The sequence below is a fragment of the Pseudarthrobacter naphthalenicus genome (assembly GCF_029076445.1).
Lineage (GTDB): Bacteria > Actinomycetota > Actinomycetes > Actinomycetales > Micrococcaceae > Arthrobacter > Arthrobacter naphthalenicus.
Genome location: NZ_JARESG010000048.1, coordinates 1 through 7232 on the forward strand (window position 1 = coordinate 1; position 7232 = coordinate 7232).

The following is a 7232-nucleotide window of genomic DNA, read 5'->3' on the forward strand; positions in this document are numbered from 1 at the left end:
GCTGCAGAGCGGCGGTTAACCACCACAGGGGTTCCGCAGGCCCAGCGTGACGCTCTGCACGACAAGTCGCGGTTTCTGTAAAGGCATAAAACCAGAAATCTACATTTCAAGAAATCCGGAAAACTTCCTCTAAATCTCCTAGGGGGACTTGCATAAAAGTTCCTAGGGGGGGTAGAATAGAAGTATCAAGAAGCCCACCGGAAGGAACCACAATGATTCAGAAATGCATTGCCCTGGTTGTTCCAGCCCGACTCAGCGAGGACGTAACAGCAAAGAATCTGGATGTCCGCCAAGGCACACTCCAAGCCGTTTACGGCCCACTCGATTGCATCGTCAGCGGTGACTGGCAGGTCTACCTCAGGGCAGACAGCAGGAACCTCCGCCCCAACGTCAGGGCCACGCAACTGCTTCACGAGACAGGGCTCTATCTGCCCGAGGTTGCAGGCAACGCCCTCTACCTCGGCCGCACAGATCACGGCTGGGACGCCGACGCTCCCGCCCATTTGATCCGACTGGCAGAGCGCCTTTTCGATATCCGCCTTCCAGCTGCCGAACTCGTCTAGACACCCACAGGTGGCCGGGGATCCCCGGCCACCCCCGATCCCCAGGAGCAGGAGCCATGACCACCACCGTCTACACAATCACCGACGAAACCGGCCGCGAATGCAGCAAATGCACCGCCACCAAGAAGGCCATGGACCGCACGGGGATCACCTATGAAGTCCGGGAAATGACTGAGGCTGACCGCGAAGCGTTCAAAAAGGCCGGCCACATGTCGGCCCCCGTCGTTGTCACGGACTCCGACACTTGGGCCGGCTTCCGCCCCGACAAAATTCTGACGCTAGCGGGAAGGGAATCCTGATGGCACTGACCAAGGAACAGGCCGAGAAGATCCAGGGACGGGGACGGATCGGCTCAACATCGTGGTGCTGCTCCGGCCCGTTTCCGCTGAAGGGCTGCCCAGATTGGCGGAGCCACTGGCACTCGGATTGCACGGTCTGCCACTGGACAGAAAACCCCAGGTTCTGGGGACCGACTCCGGAGGACGCCGCGGCGCTACTGATCGAACACCTGGACCAGGAACACCCACCGGCATGGACCCAGCAAACCCTTTTTTAGTTCCCGCCCCGCTTTTCAACAGCTAGAACGCGAAAGGAACCAAGACCATGAGTGAATTGGCCGGACAGCTCGCACTCTTCGACACGCAGAGCTTCCCCACCATCCTTGATGCAGAATCCTACGAAGTTGCCTACTGCCCCGCGTGCCACTCCAATTGGGGCGCGGAGAATGCCCGGATCAAGCCACGCATTCAGGACCGCCTCGACGAGGAACACGAAATGATGGCTGACGGCCGCTGCGCCTACATGCACCAGCTCGCGATCACAGAACCGTTCTACACACTGGCGGAGGTTGCCCTCGTCCGTGCGGGCGGCTGGCCCTGCCCCTACCCAAGGCCCAAGGGGTTCGGAGGCCTGTACCAGCTCCGTTCGTCCTAGTCCCCCACCAATCCAAAGGAGAAACATGCAAAACACCTACGCCGCTGAAGCCCAGGCACTTCTCGCCGAAGCTGCCCAGGAACTTCCAGAGGATGCCACGGCAGCCGCCGCTATCAAGGCCACCATGGCGCAGGCGTACGCCTCGCTCGCACTGGCGCAGGAAGTCGCGGCCGCAAGCGAAGCAAAAACTGCGGCTCCCAAGACCTTCTAGTTTTTCCTAGCCCCCCTTGCAATTGACATGCAAGGGGGGCTAGAATAGAGTTATGAAGGAAATCAAAAGGAAAGAAGCCGAGGCGGAACTGACCAAGGCCGGATGGAGGATTATTCGGCAGACGGGCAAGCATGACGTATGGGCCTCGCCGGACGGGACAGTCACCGTGGCTGTTCCCCGGCACCGGACCATCAGCCCCGGAGTCGTCCGGCAGATCGCCAAGGGACTGCCGACCACGCCGAGCGGCTGGCAGTAGCCTTCCCGGTAGGGGCCGCAAGGCCCTTACCGGCCCACCGCCCGGCAGTACGAGAGGAAGAAATGACCGTCAAGCGCGAGCTCGAAGCTGTAGCCCACAAAGAGGGCAAGTGGTGGATGATCCACATTCACGAGTTGGATCAGGTCACGCAGGCCAGCAGAGCGAAAGACATCCAGGACATGGCCACGGACCTTGCGGCCGCCGTGCTCGACCTCGACCCCGACGAGGTTAAGGTAAATGTCAGCCTCCGAGCCCCTGACGAAGCCATGAAGCGCTGGACCCAGGCACGGGAAGACATTGAGAAAGCCCAGGAGCTTTCCGCTAAGGGTGCCGCGGAATCACGTGCTGTCGTCGCAGAACTCAGCGAGCAGTTCAGCATTACCGAAGTCGCCCGCATGCTCGGCATCTCCACCCAGCGAGTCTCCCAGCTCAAAGCAAAGAAGCCCGCCGAAGCATAACCAGAAATCTACAAAACAAGATTTCTGTAAATCCAGACGCAACGCGAATCCGGTTCAAATGGCCGGCCCCTGGAACGCAAACGATCAAGGAGAACGGAACTATGGCACAGAAGATCATCCCCGGAGGATTTGAGGCCCGCGCTATCGCAGGCAAGTCGCCCGAAGAACTGGAGACCCGAAGCCAGGAGTATCACGAGGACGTCGAAGCCATCAAAGACGCAATCCTGCGCCAGCTCGGAGCCGGGACCGACATAGGCGAGCTTGTCTATGCCGGGATGCTGGACGCCCAACGGGAAGTGGCAGAGGGCTACAACCTTCTGGATAACCGGCCCGGATCCTGGGAAGCCGCCGGACTGTCGCAACTAATGGAAAGCGTGCACGCGCAGCTCAACACGGAACGCGAGCTGACGGACGGGCCGACGTCCAAAGAAATCTAGGAATGTAGAAACCAAGAAAACAACAAATCTATATTTCAAGCAGCGTGTATATCCAGAAATGTAGATTGGAAGGAATGTAGATTCGTCTCATGCAGGTACTAGCGATTTACTCAGAGAGCGGTGGAGTCACCAAGACGTCCACGGCGGTCTCGTTGGCCGTCATTGCGGCCAGGAATGGCCGGCGGGTGACGCTGATTGACCTAGACCCGCGGGCCGCCACCACGAAGTGGGCGCGAGTGGCCCCCGAAGAGGACCACCTACATGTCGGAGCGATTCTCGCGCATGACGACTGCGAGGGCTACGCGGAAGGCCTGGGCATTCCCGTTCCGGGCTGGTCCGAAAACCTCCGCATCATCCCGGCGGCGAGGAACGTCAGCAACAGGGAAGCCGAGTATTCCGACAGTGCGGAGTTCCGGCTGAAAACCTCGCTGGTCGGGCTGGAATCTGACCTGGTGATCATTGACTGCCCCAACCGGCAGGGCGGCCCGCTCATCAAGGGCGCACTGACAGCCGCGGATTCCATCGTCTACGCCTCGAAGCTCTCAGGAGACGGCGTGGACGGTGTTGTTGGGGCACGGCAGACGGTGACCCAGTTCAAGAAGAACCTGACACGAATCGGGGCTCCCGACTCGCTGGAGGAGGTGGGCATCATCGCGGCCGCCATAGATGACAGGGCAGTGGCCCAGCCGCTCGTTGAGCGGGTCTCCTTCGATGACCTCGAAGAAACAGGCTTGCTGCTGACACCGATGGTTCCCAAGCGCACCATCGTGGAGCAGGTCCGTCTCACGGGGGAGTGGTACGGCGACTATCCGAGTGGGCGCGTAGTCCTTGATGCCTACACCGAACTATTCAAGAAAGTGATCCGATGACCGAGAAGCCGGACCTGGGGAACCGACGCACCAAGATGTTGATCAAGCCGGCCCCCGATGAGCACGTAGATCCTATCGAGACGCCGCAGGTAGCGGCGCCGGCCCCTGCTTCGGAAAGGTCCGTTCCGGCGGCCGCCAAGAAGCCGGCAGCTGCCGCCGCCCCGCGAGACCTCAACCTTCAGGTCAGTGACGAGGTTTTCGAGACCATCGATTTCACCAAGTTCAAGACCAAGCTCACCAAGCGGGCCATCGTGGAACAGGCAGTGCTTGCCCACTGGGCCAAATACCGCCAACAGTAGGACCGACGAAGGCTTGAACCGTACCCGGAGGGGGGTGGGGAAGCGAACTAACATCTTTGGGAAAGGCTTGAACTGTGACGGAAACTGGAGACATTCTCGCCCTGTGGGCGCTGATCGTGAGCATCTTCGGAACCGGGATCGCCCTAATTGCCCTGGCAGTGGCCTATCTCGACTGGCGCCAAGTCGGCATGGAATCGCCTTGGACGTTCACGGCCGTCGGCGGAGGTTACTGGAGGCTGGAACGCATCCACCGAAAGCCAGCGCAGATACGGCGATTTGAGTACGGACAGATGTGCTCTGGGCTCCAGTTTGGAGTCGCAAGTGCCGCTGGCTTCCCTATGAAGGTGTATCGCAGGGGGGACACGGAACTCGTCTCCGTAAAGCCTTCCAGCAGCGTTGAAACAATCACCATTGTGTACAAGGAACATGGCGTGTTGGACAGGCTCCGAAGGAAGATCCCGAAGCGCAGCACACTATATTCGCAAGGCTCAGTTGATGAAGGCTACGAGCGATGGGACACCCCCCTGCATCTGAATCCCTGATTCTCTCCGTGCTGGCCACGTCCAACACGAAAACCGCGGTTTCCCCACGTCCAGACACAAAACACGGGGCAACTACACACCGGTCGTCTTGGCCGTCCTGTCGCTGTGTAGTCTGAGGCGATGCGCACACATTCGATATGGGGGAATCGCCAGCTGCTGGCATTCTCTGGACTCATTTTGGCCGCTGGACTTGTCGCCGGATGTTCACCGGCCCCCAGTCCCAGCCTCGCTGCTCCAGAGCCCACCACCCCGACACCCACGCCCACGGCGACCGTCCAAACCACCTTCTCGATGGGGGAGATCAATGTCCGTGCCCTCAAAACCGCCATCACTAAAGCCAAGGACGCGGTTGCGCACCCAACGGGAGCGGCCATGGTCGCCGAGTCGGTCAATACCGTCGTGTCTCTAGCCGGCGACACCGTAAAGCCGAAACTCACCACCCAGGAATGGACGAACATCGCTGTGCCCAATTACAAGCTCCAGATTGACTCAGGTAACGGGAAGGGACTAGAAACGATCCTCCCTGCGGCACAGGACATCATTGTGAACGTCGAGCGCGCCGCCAAGGACGTCGGCGTCTTGTAAGGATGGCTCGCACAGAATCGGCCGATTCCGTGCGCTGCTCGCCCGTTCCGCGACACACCCAGCGCAGAGCGCACGAAACCGTTGCACGAAACGGTTTCGCCCGTTTCCGTGGCCGCTAGGTTTGTGGGCAGAGAGGAGCCGCACATTGAACATCATCGGCTACGCCAGAGTGTCCACCCGAGACCAGGACCCGCAATACCAGGAGCACGCCCTCACAGCTGCAGGAGCATCGAAGGTATTCACTGACCACGGGGACTCCAGCAGAATCCGAGACAGGCCCCGATGGGTTGCATGTCTGGACTACATGCGGGACGGCGACACACTTCTGGTCCACCGACTCGACAGGGTGTCGGGGGAGTGGCACCTGTTCCAGCTCATTAGCGAGCTGGCAGAGCGCGGCATCAACATCCGATCCCTGACCGAACCGGAGGTCGATACCACCACACCGATGGGTAAGGCGTTCTACGGCATCGTGGCTGTGTTCGCACAGTTGCGCATCGACACCATCAGGGAGAACACCATGGCCGGCCTCGCGCATGCCCGGTCCCAGGGCCGCGTTGGCGGACGCCCTACGGTCATGACACCGGAACGGCTACAAGCCGCTGTCCTGCTCCATCAGCAAGGGAAGAACAAGACACAGATCGGAAAGGCCCTAGGCGTGAGCCGCATGGCCGTAGCGCGGGCGCTTGAACGTAGCGGGACCTGACAGCCACCTCTACTTGCTCAGCGCCGCTGGATATCCTCATCCCACTCGCCGCCGCCCAAAGTATTGTACAAATCCTCAAAGAAGTCCTCCCACACGGACAGAAGCTCCTTGACGGCGAAAACCATCGGCTCAGTGCGATGTGATTTCGGGGCTGAGCTGCGCATTGAAGCAATCAGACTTTCAAGATGACGTGAGCACACGCCGCATACTTTCACTGATGGTTTATCGGCATCCTCCACTTGACCGAGGCCTAAGCCCTTGGAAGCGATGCCCACAACAAAACGCTGCGGAGTGCGGGAGCATCCGACGAACATTCCACCCACGAGTTCCCCCACGCAGGCAACCGCGTCTTTGCTGGAAGGCTTTGTCGGGATCATCTAGGCACCTATCTCTCGTCGCACACAATCCTCGTCAGGCGACTGGCGGCCACGCGGAGATTTATGGCCCAACGCTACGCGACGTTACCCGCGGTTGTTCGGAAGACTCAGTGAGGGAGATAGCGGCCGTGCCATTCGCCGGCAACGGGCCGACGGACATCCTTGGCCGCTACCCAGCAGGTGTACTGGCTGCCGCCGTCATCGGTCCATGCCACATCCACATCGTCCTTCGTCCAGTGTGTCGCGTACCCGTGGATTTCGAGCGTGTCGCCCTTGACCAAGGGAACCAGGGCGATCACCTGGGGTTCCTCGCCATAGGTGAATCTGCGTATGGTCTGGCCGGTGAACTCGGGTCGCCTGTCGGCGTGCTCGTACACGGTGCCGTTCATTTCGAAGATCCTCCGTGGCTCGAACATGCTCGTCATGCTGCTCTACCTCTCGGATCCGGAGTGGTCTGTGCCTTCACGGAGGCGCGCCGTTTCAGGACTGCATCAGTCGGCTTAGGCATGTCGTGTATGCGGTCATGGTTTCTTCGAAGGTGAGTAGTCGCAGCCCGCCGTACACGGCGGCCTCGGCCCGTCCATCCTCGGTGTCCTCCACCTCGCACAGGAGAGGTTCGCAGCTGCTTCCGTTCGCTGTCAGGGTTGCGATACCCCACGGGTGCTCCGGGGCCGTCACGGTGATGCCGGCAGCGTCAAAGGTGTCCCGAAGGACGTAGGTGGTTACAGTCCGCCACGACTGCACGAACGGCGGCCGCAGCTGCTCGATGAGCTCGTCGTCTTTGCCGTGGTAGGCGCTGGTCAAGTCCATCGCCAGGGCATCCCATTCGCGTGCATCACGGACCATTAGGTGGCCGGTGCGAATCTGGGCTATTGCCGCGTTGAACGTCATGGTTAAGTCCCCAAACTTCCTGTCGTTTCTGGTGAAGCGCTTGTCTTGCCATTGCTTGGATCACGCGGGCCTACGGCACCAAGTGGTGATTGTCGCCGTCAGCCA

15 protein-coding genes are annotated in these 7232 nt (G+C 60.2%); 12 read left to right on the forward strand and 3 right to left on the reverse strand.

The window, feature by feature from the left end; translation table 11 throughout:
* Positions 1 to 212 precede the first annotated feature (212 nt).
* From PY310_RS20925 to PY310_RS20980, 12 genes are all read left to right on the forward strand, one after another.
* Complete coding sequence (locus PY310_RS20925) at positions 213 to 563, forward strand: hypothetical protein (protein ID WP_028264589.1); 351 nt, start codon at positions 213 to 215, stop codon at positions 561 to 563.
* Between the two features lie 56 nt (positions 564 to 619).
* Positions 620 to 862 (forward strand): glutaredoxin domain-containing protein, encoded by a 243-nt coding sequence (locus PY310_RS20930; RefSeq protein ID WP_275216551.1) that lies wholly within the window; start codon positions 620 to 622, stop codon positions 860 to 862.
* A gap of 304 nt (positions 863 to 1166) precedes the next feature.
* On the forward strand, positions 1167 to 1496 hold the full coding sequence (locus PY310_RS20935; RefSeq protein WP_275216552.1) for a hypothetical protein: 330 nt from the start codon (positions 1167 to 1169) through the stop codon (positions 1494 to 1496).
* A gap of 25 nt (positions 1497 to 1521) precedes the next feature.
* Entirely contained in the window at positions 1522 to 1707 is a 186-nt protein-coding gene (locus PY310_RS20940) for a hypothetical protein (RefSeq protein ID WP_275216554.1), read from the forward strand.
* Between the two features lie 52 nt (positions 1708 to 1759).
* Entirely contained in the window at positions 1760 to 1963 is a 204-nt protein-coding gene (locus PY310_RS20945) for a type II toxin-antitoxin system HicA family toxin (RefSeq protein ID WP_028264585.1), read from the forward strand.
* A gap of 62 nt (positions 1964 to 2025) precedes the next feature.
* On the forward strand, positions 2026 to 2421 hold the full coding sequence (locus tag PY310_RS20950) for a hypothetical protein (RefSeq protein ID WP_028264584.1): 396 nt from the start codon (positions 2026 to 2028) through the stop codon (positions 2419 to 2421).
* 101 nt (positions 2422 to 2522) lie between these two features.
* On the forward strand, positions 2523 to 2858 hold the full coding sequence (locus PY310_RS20955) for a hypothetical protein (RefSeq protein ID WP_275216555.1): 336 nt from the start codon (positions 2523 to 2525) through the stop codon (positions 2856 to 2858).
* An 89-nt stretch (positions 2859 to 2947) separates the two neighbouring features.
* On the forward strand, positions 2948 to 3727 hold the full coding sequence (locus tag PY310_RS20960) for a ParA family protein (protein WP_275216556.1): 780 nt from the start codon (positions 2948 to 2950) through the stop codon (positions 3725 to 3727).
* Positions 3724 to 4026, forward strand: coding sequence for a hypothetical protein (locus tag PY310_RS20965; RefSeq protein WP_028264581.1), 303 nt, complete (start codon positions 3724 to 3726; stop codon positions 4024 to 4026). The genes PY310_RS20960 and PY310_RS20965 overlap by 4 nt, the downstream gene beginning before the upstream one ends.
* Before the next feature lie 74 nt (positions 4027 to 4100).
* A complete protein-coding gene (locus PY310_RS20970) occupies positions 4101 to 4568 on the forward strand; it encodes a hypothetical protein (protein ID WP_275216558.1) in 468 nt (155 codons plus the stop codon).
* A gap of 291 nt (positions 4569 to 4859) precedes the next feature.
* Positions 4860 to 5153: a hypothetical protein gene (locus PY310_RS20975; RefSeq protein WP_275216560.1), complete on the forward strand. Its 294-nt coding sequence runs from the start codon at positions 4860 to 4862 to the stop codon at positions 5151 to 5153.
* Positions 5154 to 5298: 145 nt separating this feature from the next.
* Positions 5299 to 5859: a recombinase family protein gene (locus PY310_RS20980; protein ID WP_275216562.1), complete on the forward strand. Its 561-nt coding sequence runs from the start codon at positions 5299 to 5301 to the stop codon at positions 5857 to 5859.
* A 17-nt stretch (positions 5860 to 5876) separates the two neighbouring features.
* Here the strand turns inward: PY310_RS20980 and PY310_RS20985 are convergent, their stop codons facing one another.
* The 3 genes from PY310_RS20985 to PY310_RS20995 form a co-directional block, all read right to left on the reverse strand.
* Positions 5877 to 6236 carry a hypothetical protein gene (locus tag PY310_RS20985; RefSeq protein ID WP_275216564.1) on the reverse strand — a complete coding sequence of 120 codons (360 nt, stop codon included), beginning with the start codon at positions 6234 to 6236 and terminating at the stop codon, positions 5877 to 5879.
* Between the two features lie 107 nt (positions 6237 to 6343).
* Entirely contained in the window at positions 6344 to 6652 is a 309-nt protein-coding gene (locus PY310_RS20990; protein ID WP_275216565.1) for a hypothetical protein, read from the reverse strand.
* 64 nt (positions 6653 to 6716) lie between these two features.
* Positions 6717 to 7127, reverse strand: coding sequence for a hypothetical protein (locus PY310_RS20995; protein WP_275216567.1), 411 nt, complete (start codon positions 7125 to 7127; stop codon positions 6717 to 6719).
* Positions 7128 to 7232 lie beyond the last annotated feature (105 nt).